Genomic DNA, 16,084 nt, shown 5'->3' with positions numbered 1-16,084 from the left:
AATAAAGGAGAAACGACTATGGAATTCTTTAACTCTGCTATCGAAGTCCTCCAGACCCTCGTTGTTGCCCTCGGTGCCGGTCTCGGCGTGTGGGGTGCTATCAATCTGCTGGAGGGCTATGGTAACGACAACCCCGGCTCCAAGTCTCAGGGCATGAAGCAGCTCATGGCTGGCGGCGGTGTCGCTCTGGTGGGCATCACCCTGATTCCTCTGCTGTCTGGTCTGTTCGGCTAAGAGCCGCAGGCGGGTTTTCCCGCCTGTACATACGCAATCGCTCTATCTTTGCTGTGGATAACAGCCCTTTATCATAAGGAGCGCATTGCGGTACGAATCTCCACCCATCAATGAAAGGCGGTGCTATTATGCAGTTTTTGACCCACATTATTTTTCTCTTGAACCTGCTCAAGACCCTTATCAACCATTTCAGCTAAGGACGGTGACTGAATGGAAACCGTTCTCAAAGCCATTGCCGACTGGATCAAAGGCATCCTGACGGCAGGCATTATGTCCAATCTCAGCGGGCTGTTTGATGATGTGAACACGCAGGTCGGCAATATCGCCCAGCAGGTGGGCACCAAGCCCTCCAGCTTTGAACCGCGCGTTTTCGCAATGATCGAAGCCCTTTCTCGGAATGTGGTGCTGCCCATTGCGGGCATCATCCTGACTTTCATCGCCTGTTACGAGCTGATCGAGATGATCACTCAGCACAACAACATGGCACAGTTTGAGCCTGCACTCATCATGCGCTGGATTTTTAAGACCGCTGTTTCGGTATGGCTCATCAGCAATACTTTTGACATCGTGATGGCGGTGTTCGATGTCACCCAGAAGGTGGTGTCCGATTCCAGCAGCATCATTGCTGGAAACACCCGTGTCAACGACATTGGATTATCCATGCTGCAATCCAGCCTTATGCAGATGGACGTTGGCCCCCTGTTCGGGCTTTTCCTGCAATCCTTTTTCATCGGCATCACCATGCGGATATTGAGCATCGTGATCTTTGTCATCGTCTACGGAAGAATGATTGAAATTTACTGCATGGTAAGCCTTGCGCCCATTCCCATGGCAACTTTCGGCAACCATGAGCAGAGCCACATGGGGCAGAACTACCTGAAATGTCTGTTTGCGCTGGGTTTTCAGGGCTTTCTCATCCTCATCTGCGTGGCGATTTACGCAGTGCTGATACAGAGCGTGGCGATTTCCGGGGATGCCATCAACTCCATTTGGAGCATTGTGGGCTATACCATTCTGCTCTGTTTCAGCCTGTTCAAGACCAGCTCCGTGACGAAATCCGTCCTCGGAGCGCACTAAAGGAGGTGTTTGATTGGCTGCGTATATCTCTGTGCCCCGTGATTTGACCAAAGTCAAATCCAAAGTGGCGTTTAACCTGACCAAACGGCAACTGCTTTGTTTTGGCACAGCGGCTCTCATTGGAGTGCCGCTGTTTTTTGTTCTTCGGGATTCCGGCGGCAACACTGCCGCCACCCTCGGTATGATGGCGGTGATGCTGCCGGCGTTCTTCCTTGGGATGTACGAGAAAAACGGTCAGCCCTTGGAAAAGCTGCTGTCGTACTATGTGCAGTCCCGGTTTCTCCGCCCGAAGATTCGCCCCTACAAGACCAACAACTACTATGCACTGCTTATGAAGGGAGGCATGACCCATGATCCCGTTTTGGAAAAAGACCGATAAGCACAGCAAGCCGCAGTCTGCGCAGAAGCGCAGGCAGAACGCAAAGCCTGCTGTGCCCCGGACCGCCCAGCAGTCCATCCCCATGCAGCGGATGTTCGAGGATGGCACTTGCCGGGTGAAGCCGAACTATTATACTCGGACGATTGCCTATCAGGATATCAATTATCAGTTGGCGCAGCAGGAGGATAAGACTGCGATTTTTGAGGAATGGTGTTCATTCCTCAATTTTTTCGACAGTTCCATCAAGTTTGAACTGTCCTTTGTGAACATGGCAACGGACAGCACAGAGTTTGAGAAGAGCATCCGCATCCCGTACCAGAAAGATGGCTTTGACGATGTTCGCGCCGAGTATTCTCAAATGCTGCGTCAGCAGCTTGCCAAGGGCAATAATGGTCTGACTAAGACCAAGTTCATCACCTTTGGTGTGGAGGGTGAAAGCATGGCGCAGGTCAAGCCCCGGCTCGACCACATCCAAAACGATTTGCTCAACAACTTTCACCGACTGGGGGTGCAGGCAAAGCCCCTGAACGGTGTCCAGCGGCTGAAACTCATGCACGATATGTTCAACATGGACGGTGCCAGCAAGTTTCACTTTGACTGGAAGGACCTTGTGAAAAGCGGCCTTTCCGTGAAGGATGCCATTGCCCCTACCGCCTTTGCGTTTAAGAACAGCCGCACCTTCCAGATGGGCGGTATCTTCTGCGCCGCCAGCTTTCTGAGCATCACGGCATCCGACATCAGCGACCAGCTTTTGAAGGACTTTCTGGATATGGATTCCTCGCAGATTGTTACCATGCACATTCAGAGTGTCGATCAGAATCGTGCCATCAAGACGGTCAAGCGCACCATCACGGAACTGGATCGCAGCAAGATCGAGGAGCAGAAGAAAGCCATCCGTGCCGGATATGATATTGACATCATTCCGTCGGATTTGGCGACCTACGGCAGAGATGCCAAAGCCCTGCTCAAAGAATTGCAGAGCCAGAACGAGCGGATGTTCCTTGTCACTTTTCTGGTGCTGAACACCGGGCGCACGGAGCAGGAGCTGGAAAACAACGTCTTTCAGGCCAGCTCCATTGCCCAGAAGCACAACTGCAATCTATGCCGGTTGGATTTCCAGCAGGAGCAGGGCTTGATGAGCAGCCTGCCGCTGGCAGACTGCCAGATCGAAATTCAGCGGGGACTGACCACCAGCAGCACGGCTATCTTCATCCCCTTTACCACGCAGGAATTGTACCAGAGCGGAAAAGAATCGCTGTACTACGGCTTGAATGCCCTGTCCAACAACCTCATCATGGTGGACCGTAAAAAGCTGAAAAACCCCAACGGTCTGATTCTCGGCACTCCGGGAAGCGGCAAAAGTTTCTCAGCAAAGCGTGAAATCACCAACGCTTTTTTGGTGACGGACGATGATATTATTATCAATGATCCCGAAGGCGAATACTCGCCGCTGGTGAACCGGCTGAAAGGTCAGGTCATCAAAATCAGCCCCAACAGCACCCAATTTGTCAACCCCATGGACATCAACGCCAACTACTCCGAGGAGGATAACCCACTTTCCCTGAAAGCTGACTTTATCCTTTCTCTCTGCGAACTGGTGGTGGGTGGAAAGGAGGGTCTGCTGCCGGTGGAGAAAACCGTCATTGACCGCTGTGTGCATCTGGTTTACCGCAAGTATTTTGCCGACCCGTGCCCGGAGAATATGCCCATCCTTGAGGACTTGTACAACGCCCTGCTCCAACAGGACGAAAAAGAAGCCCACCATGTTGCCACCGCACTGGAGATCTACGTCAAGGGCAGTCTGAACCTGTTCAACCACCGCACCAACGTGAACGTCAATAACCGCATCGTTTGTTATGACATCAAAGAGCTGGGCAAGCAGATGAAAAAGCTTGGTATGTTGGTGATTCAGGATCAGGTTTGGGGTAGAGTGACCGCAAATCGCACTGCCGGAAAGTCCACCCGATACTACGCCGACGAATTTCACCTGCTTCTGAAAGAGGAGCAGACCGCCGCTTATTCCGTGGAGATTTGGAAGCGTTTCCGCAAGTGGGGCGGCATCCCGACTGGGTTGACCCAGAACGTGAAAGACCTTCTTTCTTCTCGTGAAGTCGAGAATATTTTTGAGAACAGCGACATGATCATCATGCTGAATCAGGCAGCGGGAGACCGCCAGATTCTCGCAAAACAGCTCAACATCTCACCCCATCAGCTTTCCTATGTGACCCACTCCGGCGAGGGCGAGGGTCTGCTGTTTTTCGGCAACGTGATCCTGCCCTTTGTAGACCGTTTCCCCACCGATCTGGAACTCTACCGGATTATGACCACCAAGTTAGGTGAAATCTCGGAGGGCGCGCAGAAATGAGCAATCCGAAGCTGAACATCAAAGAGGAATCGTCCGCAAAAAAGACTCGTTCACCCCCGAAAAAATCCAAGGTGGAGCAGTCGGTGCCCAGAAAGAAGAAGCTAAAAACCGATGCAGAAAAGACCGCCGAAAAAGCCCAGCATCTGCGGTTTGGCAAGGCGGAACTAACCCCGGACGAACTGAGCCGGTTGAGTAAGGTGCAGAAACGGGAGATGTACGCTGCCCATGCCGCCCGGTCTGCGGTGCATCACGAAGTTGACCAGTACGAGGATGAAAACGTCGGTGTGCAGGCGTTGAGCGAGGGCGAAAAAGCGGCAGGAAATGTCCGTGATATTTCAAAAAGCCGCTATGCCCGGAAACTCAAGAAGAAAGCCAAGATGCAGGGCAAGAAAGGCTCCAAAACCCCTAAATCTTCCGCATCGGAGCCGACTGCGGCACAAGATGCAGACGCATCCGGCACCGGCGAGGGCGGCTCCAACTGGCTTTCACGCTGGAAACAGCGGCAAGAAATCCACAAAAGCTACTATGCCGCCGCCCGTTCGGGCACGGCGGCGCAGACCGCAGGCGGCAAAGCGGCATCCAATGGCGCATCTGCTGCCCGGTCCGGCGTGGAACAAGCCGTAGAAAAAGGTAAAACTGCCGTCAGCACTGCCTTGAAAGGGCTGGCGAATGCCGCCAAGAGCAACGCACACGTTCTGGTGATCGTGGGCGTTTTTCTTTTGCTCATCCTCATGGTCATGTCGGGTTTTTCCTCCTGCGGCATCCTCTTTTCCGGCGGCACACAGGTGTCCGGGCAAACCATGTACTCTGCCGAGGATCGGGACATCCGGGGCGCAGAACAGGACTACAAAAAGCTGGAAAAGGAACTGGACAAAAAGATCAAGCACACTCCCACCGACCACCCCGGCTACAACGAGTACCAGTATCACCTTGACCCCATCGAGCACGATCCGTGGCAGTTGACCTCATTTCTCACGACTCTGTACGACGATTACACCCGGTCAGAGGTGCAGGGCAAGTTGAAGGAGACCTTCAAAAAGCAGTACAAGCTGACCACATGGGTGGAGGTGCAGACCCGGTATATGACCGTGTGGGTCATGACTCCCGCAGGAATCCCGGTTCCCACGCAGGTGCCCTATGAGTACCGCATCTTCCACACCAAATTGGTAAACAAAGGACTGGAAGTCGTTATCCGGGAAGAATTGAATGCCGACCAGTGGAAACGGTACGAGATTTTCCAAGACACCTTGGGCGGCAGACCCTACCTTTTTAATGGAGGCTTGCCGCCCGGTGGCTCCGATGGCTCTGGCGCGCCGGGCATTGATTATAAGGTTCCAGCGGAAGCCTTAACGGATGAGGAATTTGCCGCCATCTACAAGGAAGCCCAAAAGTATGTGGGTACGCCCTATGTGTGGGGCGGCTCTACCCCGGAAACTGGCTTTGACTGTTCAGGCTACGTTTGTTGGGTGTACAACCAGAACGGCTACGATGTGGGAAGAACTACTGCAAACGGATTATGGCAGAAAAGCCAGCACATTTCCGAAGCAGAAGCAAAGCCCGGTGATCTGGTTTTCTTCAAAGGCACCTATGACACCCCCGGCATGAGCCATACTGGAATCTATCTCGGCAACGGCATGATGGTCAGTGCCGGAGACCCCATCAAGTACGCGAACATTCACTCGTCCTACTGGGATAAGCATCTCGCCGGGTTCGGACGGCTTTCAAAATGATTGGAGGAATTACTATGAGCGAAAAATCGGATAAGCTGCGGGCGATGCTGGCAAAAGAGAAGGAGCGCCGCATCAAGCTGAACAACCGCATCGAGATTTTGGAGCGGCGCATTCAGGAGGAAGATTCTGCCGAGGTCAACGAGATGGTGCGAACTGCAAAGGTCACGCCGGAACAGCTTGCTGCCCTGCTGCGGCAGTCTGCTAACACTACCCCGAACCCGGCTGCGCTGTCTGCCGTGGGAGCAACTTTCGAGAAGGAGGATGCAAATGAAGATTAAGAAACTGGGCGCACTGCTGGCATCGGCAGTGCTGTGCGCTGGCATGGCGGCTCCCGCCTTTGCCTTTGAGGGCGAAACCGCCCCGGTGGAGCAGCCGGTTCTGCCGGAGATGGTGGAGGATATTGTCACCGTCACGGACGAAACCTCTGGTGCCCTGACCCCGGAGGGCAACCTGACGCTGGTGGACGACTACCACACCAACTATTCCGATGGCAGCGGACAGCAGTTCATTACGCTGGTGTCGAAGTCGGGAGCCACCTTTTATCTGGTCATCGACCGCAACGCCAAAGGGCAGCAGACCGTTCACTTTATGAACCTTGTTGATGAAGCAGACCTTTTGACACTGATGGAAGAGGATGCCGCCGATGCCTACACCGCCGAAAAAGAAGCGGCGGCGCAGGCAGAACAGGATAGGCTGAAAGCTGAGGAAGAAGCCAAGAAAGCTGCGGAAGAAGCGGCGGCATCCGGCGCGGAACAGCCCAAGGAAAACAAGGTCACAAAAATCGCATCCGGCTTTTTGGGCGTGGTGGTGCTGATTGCACTGGCGGCAGGCGGCGGCTTCTATTTCTATCGTCAGCAGATGCAGAAGAAAAAAGCCGAAAAAGAAGCCCTTGACCCCGATACAGATTACACCGAAGACAAGGGCGATTTTGAGATTCCCACCGATGTGCCGGACGAAGATGATTCCCCGGACGAGCAGGACACCGAACCCATCTGATTTTAAGGCGGCGTTTGCCGCCGTACATATTGCAATCAGAAACCGATTGGAGGGATTTTTATCGCAAAATTAGTCGTGGCAGAAAAGCCCTCGGTGGCCATGTCCTACGCAAAAGTTCTCGGTGCGACCAACCGGCAGGACGGCTACCTTGAGGGCAACGGCTATCTCGTCAGCTGGTGCGTTGGTCATCTGGTGGAATTGGCACCGCCCAATGTTTATGATGCCAAATACGTCAAGTGGAGCATTGCAGACTTGCCCATCCTACCGCAGAAGTGGCAGTATCTGGTGTCTGCCAGCACCAAAAAGCAGTTTGGCATCCTGCAAAAGCTCATGCACCGCCCGGATATTGACAGCGTGATCTGTGCTACGGATGCAGGATAGTGCGGTTGGGTGACTCAAGAGAAAGAAAAAAGAGACCTCATCTCGTCAAAAAACTAAATCATAAAAGCATCAAAGAGGGCATTCAAATGAAACAAAATCGAATTTTTGACCAGAATAGTTCTCAAAAAGCACGTTCTTGGCACTATAATATGGACACCAACCGAGCGGAAGCCCAGTTCGCTGATGGCTCTGCCATTGCCATTGACTGCCTTGCCATCGAGGACGAATACGGCAATACCCCGGCACAGCGAGCTGAACTTGATTGGCTACTATACAACAAGCCCTTGGAGTGCGTCCAGCTTGTGCTGAGTGGTGAGATTGAGCATTATCTCTCACTTGGCTGTGACCATGGCAAACTGAAAGACTAACCTCTAAATAGGCCAAACAACCCGCTACTTGCAGTCGCTGCAAATGGCGGGTTGTTTGCTTATTTTAAGTTTTTCCTTTGCTCATAGTAGTGCAAAATCAATGTAGTGCAAAATCAATGGCCCAACGGTCAAAGAAATCACAAATATCAGGCAAATCTACTGGTTTCTTATAAATGTCATTCTAAAATTCAATGGATTTTGCTATTTCTAGCACTTGTTTTTTCGACACGAAAGTCGATTTAACCCTATATTTTATGTATCTCTCGATGATTTCAAGTTTGCCATTTTGGGGGCTTGATTATTGAGAAAATTCTAAATTCCAAAAAGGTCTATCATTTTCATCAATCGCATCGTTATTGAGAATAAGCACTGCACCACCACTTAACAGAGGAGGCAGCTGTAAATAGCTTATATTATTTATTGAGAAAATGAAACGCTATTGCAACAGTTGAATACTGTATATTTTATCAAATTGATACGGATCTGATAGCAACACCTTACCGTTTGATATCACAAGAATGCTTTCGCCTTCTTTAAGATACGACAACTGAAGATTTCCTTTCAAGTAGTTTGATACGCCATAAATTATATAATTGTCATCCGTATCATATAATTGATTTTTTGCAGTCGCATAAATACAATTGTTCTTCAGGTCAACTTCTTCAATTATAAGTTCCGATTTTTTTCTTCCGAATGTATTCGATTGAAATAGAATGCAGAGAACCACTGCCACAAATGCTATGCCAACCATAATCTTCCGTTTGCATTTCATTTTATCAACCTCTGTATGAAAGGAACAGCGTATAAAGCGATTGTGTTATTCTCAATGCCCCTGTATAAGAAGTTGGATATGAAGAACCATCAATTGTGCTTCCATCTTTATGGATTCCGATAGCTACATACCCAGCTCCAGAAATATATTCTACAAGAGGACCACCACTAAAGCCACCTGTCAAATCCCAATCGCCCTTGAGATATTTTGAAGTCTGACTTCTAATATACCCAGAAGATTTACACATCCGATATCTCGCATCGGCACCATTTATTTGGCTCGGATAGCCATAAGCATACACCAACTGTGATGATGAATAATTGCTAGACTGCCAATGTAACCCAAGCCATCCCGTTTTCGTTCCTAAATTATTCTTGAGCGTAATAATCGCCCAATCCTCCGAACTTGTTCCAGCAAGATAAGAATCACTAACAATCATCGAACTTGCCGATACATTTTCGCTTCCAAAAGGTTTACTATTATCAGATCGAGCAGGTGCGACATTTACCGACTTAACGTAGGCTTTTTCCTTTATACTGTATAGATTATGTGCTGCTGTTGCAAGTGCATTAGGCCCAATCATAAATCCAGAACCATAATTTGTCCCTCCATTATTGGTCGTTATCTGTAGGCATACCGTACTACAATATGGTGTTGCCGTTGGATTATCAACAACAGTGATATCATTGCTTCCGATAATCGCATACAGATCGGATAGATCAATATCCGAAATCTTTCCATTTGGAAAATAGCCTGCAGTTGTCTCTCCATCCGTGAAGGAATTGGTTTCAACTATAATTTCCTCTATAGATTCTTCTTTTGTATCAAAATCGTATCTATGGTATCTCTCGATATGAGATTTGCTTCCATCACTTTGATTATCTGCAAAAGCAGTCAGCCCAGAGTTAAGCTCCATTGAAGAAAGAGCCACAATCCCACTTGCTTTCAAAAAAATTCTACGAGATATTTTTTCACTAGCTATTTTAATTTTCCTTCTTTACTTTTAGAGTATACACAAGATTTCTTATACATCAGTTGCTCTGCATTGGAAACACCTCCGTAAAATTTTTCATACGTTAGAGCCATCCTTATTTTAGATTTCAACTTTTACTTTCGCAAAAAAATAAATACCACTGATTTTTTATCCAATAGCCGTGCTAAGATTTATCTCTATGGGATTCAACACATGCGTCTGCTGGCACAACCAAGCCCAATTGTTCACTGTAGTAGTAAACAAGTCGTCATAGTTGTTGTCATATGCAAAATCAAATGTGTCATGAACGGTAATCAAGTAATACATTATAGAATTACCAATCATGAAGCCTGTTCCAGAGGTGCTTACCCTATGCAATGCATAGAATAAATCTGCATTATCAGACTTTTGAATTGTAAAAGACCAACTTCCTCCACTAAAATCTTTCAAGCCACTATTAAGTACTTTGTTTTTATAATTATTAAAAACTGTTGTCGTGTTTAACTTGTCAAGCAATGGCGTCGAAGAATCCGTCACACTCTCAGAATAGTCAATATTATATACAGAGAATTCAACCATAAGAGCCGCACATTCATATCCCTTATCCCGTGCAATTTGCGCAGCTGCCAACCATGCAAGCTGTGTATTATTTAACAAATTTCCAGATGCACGTGTTTGATCTTCATCTTTCATCTTATCGATAAACTTATTTAATTCATCTATCGACATTCCCGAAAAATCAACATGATACTTATCATTCATGCTTTGAATAACAGGATTGCTAGCTTTACGGCTGCTTATGTTAGCAGCATAAGACACAGTATTTATCGAAAACAAAAAACACACTGAAAGAATTAATGATACGAACCTCTTCATAACGAACCTCCTTAAATTCTGTACTCTACTATATAAATTGTGTGCTTCTCATCATCCCAGACAACGAGACTAAAATTCACATCTTCAGAATGTAAAAGCAATGTATTCATTTCGGCTTCCGAGCGTAGTTCCTTATGCTGACTATTATCATAAAGAAAAAAATTTCCACTTGCAATTTCAGGAATCACAAAATCTAATCCAAAATATGACGACACATTTTTTAATATAGAAGATATGGTTGGAGAATCATTAATTTTCTCCCATGAATCGAGTTGATGAATAATTTTGGCTGCATCCACATCGTAGTATACCGCTAACATTATCCCATCATTTTGCAATCCGCCATAAGCCTCATATATCAACGATTCAGAGTATGTTGCTTTTCCAATTTTGAATTGTTTCAAATAATCTCGTTTTTCATATTTGCTTTTTCTTCCAAGCATAAAGCCCAAAAGCAAGCACAGTGCGACTATAGCTAGGTATCGGATAACTCGCGTTGGTCTCGCCTTTATAATTACCTCACACCTTTCTAACTTGCTGAAATATATAACAAACTCCACTTATCTACTGGTACTTCCGGTAATGGTTTCGCTCCGTCCATCGGAATAGCTAAAGGTCGCAGAATACTCAAGCCTATAAGATTTTCCGGGCTTAGTGTTAAAGCTACTGCTCACCATGCAGGTTGAGGTCGTGCTGCTGTTTGAGCAGCTACTTACTTTTTGCCATGTTCCAATTGTCCCCTTTTCATAGAGAACGCCTGAAACGCTGATTTTCTTTACTCCAGTTCGAGTCTGGGCATCAACCTGATAGTATGTTTGGTAAATAGATCCGTTGACCGTACTATCGCCTACATACCGTTCAGACTTTTCAGCGGCCATTGCGGTGCAGGCAAAGCTCAAGAGAATCACCGCTGAAACAACAATGGACAACAAACGCTTTTTCGACATAGACATACACCTCCGTTTTTTTGCTCCCATCAAGAGCCTTTGTATAATCAACGCAATTCGCATTCGCTTCGTTTCAATTTTCAGGAGAAAATTTTTCAAATTTTCCATCTTTGTAAGTTCAGACAAAAAGAAAGCCAGACATTTGTGAACTCTCACAAGTGTCCAGCTTTCTTAACGGATACCTTCCGCAATTTTCATAATCTCATCGTATGGAATGTTTCCCATAACGGTATGTGTAATCCCCCGATGTTCCCAACTTAGAGTATAAACATTCTTTCCATGTTCATCCGTACTGGTTCCAAGTACACCATCTGCTTCTCCGACCTTTACGGTTTCGTACACTGTATGCTCATTATCAAACAGGGACTGCTGCCCTGGCTGGATAATTGAGCAACGGACTGTGTAGCTTTCCTCTGTTTCTTTTGACGAGTAAACATGTAAAAAGTTTTCTGCTCGCTCAAATTTCTGCACATCGTCCATTTCAAAGCCGTTCGGCACATAATGGTCGCTGTATCCATCCGGGAGTCACTCCAGCGGTTCGCCATCCACCTGATAAGTCAGCTGCATCTCAATGGGCAGAAATTTTTGAATCATCGTATAGACTGCCCTGCGGAAATCAGCGCTGACCGCAAGAGCACCAACCGTCAGCATTACGAGTGTCAATGCCGCAATTAGTACTCGTTTCAACACTGGGTGGTGCTTTTTCTTCTTTAAGGCCTCTGTCATTCGTTCGTCCCATTGGGACGTATCTGGGTAGATTTCCTCAAACTGCTTTGGCGTTGGAAGCGAATCCAGTTCTCTTTGCGCATCTGCACGAAGTGCCATCATCAAAGCCGCATCAAATGAAATGTCTGTCCGCTCACTCATGGCTGTTCATCTCCTTCCATAATAGTTTTCGTCCTCGAAAGAGCCGTGTTCGTACCACTTCATCCGTTAATCCCAGCGATTTTGCAATCTCACGGTTTGTATATCCCATTGCCAAAAGGCGTAGCGGATCACGGTACATCGGTTTCATTTGGCCAATCAGTTCTGTTAGACGTTCAATGTTATCGGTGCTAACTGCTGCATCATCCGGCACCGGAGCGGCATCTGGTTCGTTTGGGACATCTTCCAGCAATTCTTCTCGTTGTTTGCGAAGCATATCATATGCACGGCTTCTACTACAACTAACGAGATAAGCAGCGAGTTCGTGACAGTTTTCTCGATGAATTTTAGAAAAATTTTTTGCAACGTACAAAAATACCTCTTGTAGCACATCCTCTGCCAGATACGAATCATCCATGATTTTGTAAGCGGTATGGTAAACCAGCCGTTTGTATGTATTGTACACCTCGGTAAAATCTTCTTCAAAGTTTCGATCATCAAGCACACTTAGATATAACGCAAGCAACGCAGTCACCTCTATTCACATTGATTGTGTGTAGTGTACCACGAACCAATAAAAATGTCGAATACAACCAACTTTTGAAAAGGAGCGTGATGCCATTGACCCAACCGAAAACCGATCTCGCCTATCTCCGCAGCGAGAAAGCCAAAGCAGAACAGCAGCTGCGCTACTACCAGCACCGGGAGAAAATTCTGGAACACCAGATACCGGAGCTGACCCGCAAGGCCCGTGTGCATCGGCTGTGTACCCGTGCCGGAATGCTGGAAAGTTTTCTGATTGCGCCGGAAGAACTCACCAACGATCAGGTGATGGAGCTGCTGAAAATTGCGTTCCGTCAGCCGGAAGTTGCGCTGGCTCTTGCAAAGATGATTCACGACCTGCACGAAAGCCGCAGCGTTCCGCACCCTTTAGAATAAAGGGCGCAATTATACACCGTTCCGGTGAAATTGCGGTCTTGCAGACGGCTCGATGAAATCGAAGCTGGCGTTTGTGCGCCAGCCCGATTCCATCCCAAGGAAAACTGCATTTTCCTTGCGCTGCTTTGCAGCTATCCTTTTGCGGCTCCCGCCTGAGATCGAAGCGCATGGCACTCCGTTCTAAGGCGGCGAGCAAAACCGAATACAATTCCAGACCGTTCACCAAGAGCAATCTTGCTGGGCGGTCTTTTTGTTTGGGGGTGATGCCTATTCCGTGTCCGCATTTCAAAATTACCATCGTCAAGCGCAGCCAAGGGCAGTCCGCTGTTGCCGGGGCCGCTTACCAAAGCGGCGAACGGCTGTTCAGCGAGTACGACCAGAGAACAAAATTCTACAACAAGAAGAAAGAGCTTGTCCACGCTGAGATCATGCTGCCATCCTATGCGCCGCCCGGATATGCAGACCGGGCGACCCTCTGGAACGCCGTAGAAGCTGTGGAGAACCAGTGGAACTCCCAGCTTGCCCGGCGCATCGTGCTGGCGTTCCCGGTGGAGGTGCCGAAGGAGCAGTATTTGTCCATGATAAAAGAGTTTTGTCAGGAGCAGTTTGTTTCCAAAGGGATGATTGCCGACTTTGCCATCCACGACAAGGGAGATGGAAACCCACACGCTCACATTCTGCTGACGCTCCGGGCAATAGATGAACACGGCAAGTGGCTCCCGAAAGCCAGAAAGGTGTACGACCTTGACGAGAACGGTGAGCGCATCCGGCTCGCTTCCGGCAACTGGAAGTGCCACAAGGAAAACACGGTGGACTGGAACGACCAGAAGTATGCCGAGGTCTGGCGGCATGGCTGGGAGACCATTACCAACCGCTATTTGGAAGCGGCTGGCCGCCCGGAACGTGTTGACCTGCGCTCCTTTGAGCGACAGGGCATCCAGCAGATACCGACCGTGCATCTCGGTCCCGCCGCACACCAGATGGAAAAGCGTGGAGTGGAAACTTTTCTCGGCAACCTGAACCGGGATATTCGCGCCGCCAATAGCCTGATGCAGTCCATCCGCAGTGCGATTCGTGGGCTGCAACGCTGGATCGCAGACCTGAATGAAAAGAAGCAGATTCTTTTGGATGCACTGGAACAAGCCAAGGAGCCAATGCTGTCCGACCTGCTGGTGGATTACTTCAACCTCCGCAACGAGCAGCGCAGCGATTGGTCTGGCAAGGCAAAACTGAAATGCACTGTCCGAGACTTTGAGGAAGTCAAACGGGCGGTGGACTATCTGAAAGCCCATTCTCTGAACACCATCGAGGATCTGGATACCGCAATTTCTAACCTGAACCAGACCGCCGCCCCTCTCCGTAGGCAGTTGAAGCAGAACGAAAACCGTATGCGGGCAATCGCCCAGATCAAGGATGCTGCCGCCGCCCATGCCAAGCTGAAGCCCATCCACGACACCTTTATCAAGAAGAACTTCAAGTTGACCAAGGACGCTTATGCCGCCCAGCACAAAGAGGAGCTGGACACCTTTAATAAAGCTGTCCGCACTCTGATGAAACTGAACGGCAGCACAGCGGTAGATTTTTCGGCATTGGATGCCGAATTTTCTGCGCTGCAATCCGGCAGCGCAGAACTGCGTACCAAACTGGAAACCTTGCAGCCGGATGTCTCTGCCCTGAAAAATATCCGCAAGTATATCGACATGGTGCTGAATAAGCAGCAGCTTTCCACACCGGGCGGCAAGCCCCCGGAGAAGGAATCGGTGCTGAAACAGCTGGAGCAGCTTCAGCAGAAAAAGTCCAACTACAAAACGATTTCTACCACCCCAAACCGCGAAGAATCGCTCTAAACGATCTTTCTGTCACCGATATGCCGTTGCAATCAGTGGCAGAAGTACATAATTCATTTGTTTTTTGCTGGCTTTTGGCTATTCTCGCTGGCTAGTGAGTAGAGGCGTACTTTTAAGGCAGAAATTTTCTCCAACACCCCCCATTTTAGGCCACTTTTTCTGTTAATAGTAGAAGCGCCTCTTTGAAAGCCGGTCATTTGTGACCTTTTTGTTAATTCTCAAAAAGATGGTTGTCTTTGGGCTGTTTTCGTTGCCTACCTATTGAGAGGATTTTTTCAAAAGCGGAGATTTGGTCTCAAGAATTACAATTCAATTACAAGTTTCTCACCAATGCTACGAAACAGGCGTTCTCGATGCCTACCAAGTGTAGGGCATCTTTTTCAAGACCATTCTCGGACTATTATGACGTTTTGTTTACAAAATTGCTTGCAATGCTACGAAATGGCCTTTTTCATCGGCTACCAAGTAGAAGGATGTTTTTCGTCCGTCAAAGTCCAGAAATCTTCCATATGTTCCTTGACAAGTGAATAGTTCAATCGTCCGGTACTTCACAAAAGGTACTTCTGTAACTCGCAGCCCGGTCATAACGAAGACGGGGTGGCTGAAATGCCAATGGTGCGGTGCAAGCCCGCCGCCGGACGATTCCCCACTCCTAGGGAAGTCGAGGACCAATATGGGAGACCTTAACTTATTAACGCAGTTGAGCACTTGTTTCGTGCTTTTCTGCGACTGGAGAATTGGAACCCTCCAATTCTCGTTACATACTCTTTGTTCCTGATTTCTGCTTCAGCTGGAGGTGATCAACATTTCAGAATATCTTACCACGCAAACTCCGCTGCCGCCGTTTCTCCCATACCCACGCTTCCTTTTGGAACTTGACCTGAGTCAGACTGCAAAAATGACTTATGTGTTGCTACTCGACCGTGCCACACTCTCGCAGAAAAATCTCTGGATAGATGAACGTGGATTCGTGTTTGTCATTTTTACGATTTGCTCTTTGGCTGAGCAGCTAGGGCGCAGCACGGTCAGTGTTTCCAGTGCGCTTAAGGAATTGGACGCTGCGGGATTGATTGAGCGCAGACGAACGCGGTTTTCTTCGCCCAATCACATCTTTGTGAAAATTCCAAATGTTGAATAGTTCTGCGTTTTTCACGATTCAAGAACCGCCAAAATCACGATTCTGTGATGCAGATTCTTAATGGCATCTGCAAAAGATATTTTTCCTATGCAGTATAGCAGCCTTTAAGACTGTATCGAAGAAAACTTTCACCTAACCAACGTAATAAAACAAAAAGAGAAAAACGAATAGAATCCATCCATTCCTTTCCGTATTTGC

16 protein-coding genes and 2 pseudogenes are annotated in these 16,084 nt (G+C 48.2%); 11 read left to right on the top strand and 7 right to left on the bottom strand.

Features of this window, described 5'->3' with window-relative positions:
- Positions 1-18: 18 nt before the first annotated feature.
- The 9 genes and pseudogenes from DWY95_RS00095 to DWY95_RS00055 all read left to right on the top strand — a co-directional run bounded on the left by DWY95_RS00095 (position 19) and on the right by DWY95_RS00055 (position 7,530).
- Positions 19-234 (top strand): Maff2 family mobile element protein, encoded by a 216-nt coding sequence (locus DWY95_RS00095; protein ID WP_055186938.1) that lies wholly within the window; start codon positions 19-21, stop codon positions 232-234.
- A 210-nt stretch (positions 235-444) separates the two neighbouring features.
- Positions 445-1,311, top strand: coding sequence for a VirB6/TrbL-like conjugal transfer protein, CD1112 family (locus tag DWY95_RS00090; protein ID WP_118551380.1), 867 nt, complete (start codon positions 445-447; stop codon positions 1,309-1,311).
- 13 nt (positions 1,312-1,324) lie between these two features.
- Positions 1,325-1,690, top strand: coding sequence for a PrgI family protein (locus DWY95_RS00085; protein WP_118551378.1), 366 nt, complete (start codon positions 1,325-1,327; stop codon positions 1,688-1,690).
- Entirely contained in the window at positions 1,662-4,055 is a 2,394-nt protein-coding gene (locus DWY95_RS00080) for a VirB4-like conjugal transfer ATPase, CD1110 family (RefSeq protein ID WP_118551376.1), read from the top strand. Before DWY95_RS00085 ends, DWY95_RS00080 begins: the two co-directional genes overlap by 29 nt.
- A complete protein-coding gene (locus DWY95_RS00075; RefSeq protein WP_118551374.1) occupies positions 4,052-5,785 on the top strand; it encodes a CD1108 family mobile element protein in 1,734 nt (577 codons plus the stop codon). The genes DWY95_RS00080 and DWY95_RS00075 overlap by 4 nt, the downstream gene beginning before the upstream one ends.
- Positions 5,786-5,799: 14 nt before the next feature.
- Positions 5,800-6,063 carry a DUF4315 family protein gene (locus DWY95_RS00070; RefSeq protein ID WP_117530285.1) on the top strand — a complete coding sequence of 88 codons (264 nt, stop codon included), beginning with the start codon at positions 5,800-5,802 and terminating at the stop codon, positions 6,061-6,063.
- On the top strand, positions 6,047-6,781 hold the full coding sequence (locus tag DWY95_RS00065; RefSeq protein ID WP_117530286.1) for a DUF4366 domain-containing protein: 735 nt from the start codon (positions 6,047-6,049) through the stop codon (positions 6,779-6,781). Before DWY95_RS00070 ends, DWY95_RS00065 begins: the two co-directional genes overlap by 17 nt.
- A gap of 60 nt (positions 6,782-6,841) precedes the next feature.
- Positions 6,842-7,159: pseudogene (locus DWY95_RS00060) on the top strand (toprim domain-containing protein); the annotation flags it as partial.
- A gap of 89 nt (positions 7,160-7,248) precedes the next feature.
- A complete protein-coding gene (locus tag DWY95_RS00055; protein WP_015536560.1) occupies positions 7,249-7,530 on the top strand; it encodes a DUF6061 family protein in 282 nt (93 codons plus the stop codon).
- 776 nt (positions 7,531-8,306) lie between these two features.
- Here DWY95_RS00055 and DWY95_RS00045 read toward each other — a convergent pair.
- The 7 genes and pseudogenes from DWY95_RS00045 to DWY95_RS00020 form a co-directional block, all read right to left on the bottom strand.
- Positions 8,307-9,233 (bottom strand): trypsin-like serine protease, encoded by a 927-nt coding sequence (locus DWY95_RS00045; protein ID WP_005924705.1) that lies wholly within the window; start codon positions 9,231-9,233, stop codon positions 8,307-8,309.
- A 210-nt stretch (positions 9,234-9,443) separates the two neighbouring features.
- Positions 9,444-10,151 (bottom strand): hypothetical protein, encoded by a 708-nt coding sequence (locus DWY95_RS00040; RefSeq protein WP_015536562.1) that lies wholly within the window; start codon positions 10,149-10,151, stop codon positions 9,444-9,446.
- An 11-nt stretch (positions 10,152-10,162) separates the two neighbouring features.
- The gene (locus DWY95_RS00035) at positions 10,163-10,555 is read right to left on the bottom strand and encodes a hypothetical protein (RefSeq protein ID WP_223383318.1); all 393 of its coding nucleotides are present in this window, start codon (positions 10,553-10,555) and stop codon (positions 10,163-10,165) included.
- Between the two features lie 156 nt (positions 10,556-10,711).
- Entirely contained in the window at positions 10,712-11,098 is a 387-nt protein-coding gene (locus tag DWY95_RS00030) for a hypothetical protein (protein WP_223383317.1), read from the bottom strand.
- Positions 11,099-11,269: 171 nt separating this feature from the next.
- Positions 11,270-11,599: pseudogene (locus tag DWY95_RS17275) on the bottom strand (DUF4367 domain-containing protein); the annotation flags it as partial.
- A gap of 24 nt (positions 11,600-11,623) precedes the next feature.
- Positions 11,624-11,965: a hypothetical protein gene (locus tag DWY95_RS17270; protein ID WP_242983665.1), complete on the bottom strand. Its 342-nt coding sequence runs from the start codon at positions 11,963-11,965 to the stop codon at positions 11,624-11,626.
- A complete protein-coding gene (locus tag DWY95_RS00020; protein ID WP_223383315.1) occupies positions 11,958-12,497 on the bottom strand; it encodes a sigma-70 family RNA polymerase sigma factor in 540 nt (179 codons plus the stop codon). The genes DWY95_RS17270 and DWY95_RS00020 overlap by 8 nt, the downstream gene beginning before the upstream one ends.
- Positions 12,498-12,577: 80 nt before the next feature.
- Between DWY95_RS00020 and DWY95_RS00015 the strand changes: the two genes are divergently transcribed.
- Positions 12,578-12,901: a DUF3847 domain-containing protein gene (locus DWY95_RS00015; protein ID WP_005924694.1), complete on the top strand. Its 324-nt coding sequence runs from the start codon at positions 12,578-12,580 to the stop codon at positions 12,899-12,901.
- Positions 12,902-13,164: 263 nt separating this feature from the next.
- Positions 13,165-14,748 (top strand): MobQ family relaxase, encoded by a 1,584-nt coding sequence (gene mobQ, locus DWY95_RS00010; protein ID WP_154256859.1) that lies wholly within the window; start codon positions 13,165-13,167, stop codon positions 14,746-14,748.
- Positions 14,749-16,084 lie beyond the last annotated feature (1,336 nt).

The sequence above is a fragment of the Faecalibacterium sp. AF28-13AC genome (assembly GCF_003478405.1).
GTDB classification, from domain to species: Bacteria; Bacillota; Clostridia; order Oscillospirales; family Ruminococcaceae; genus Faecalibacterium; species Faecalibacterium prausnitzii_E.
The sequence above is the reverse complement of the archived record's forward strand: the minus strand, read 5'-3'. Positions and strand labels throughout refer to the sequence as shown.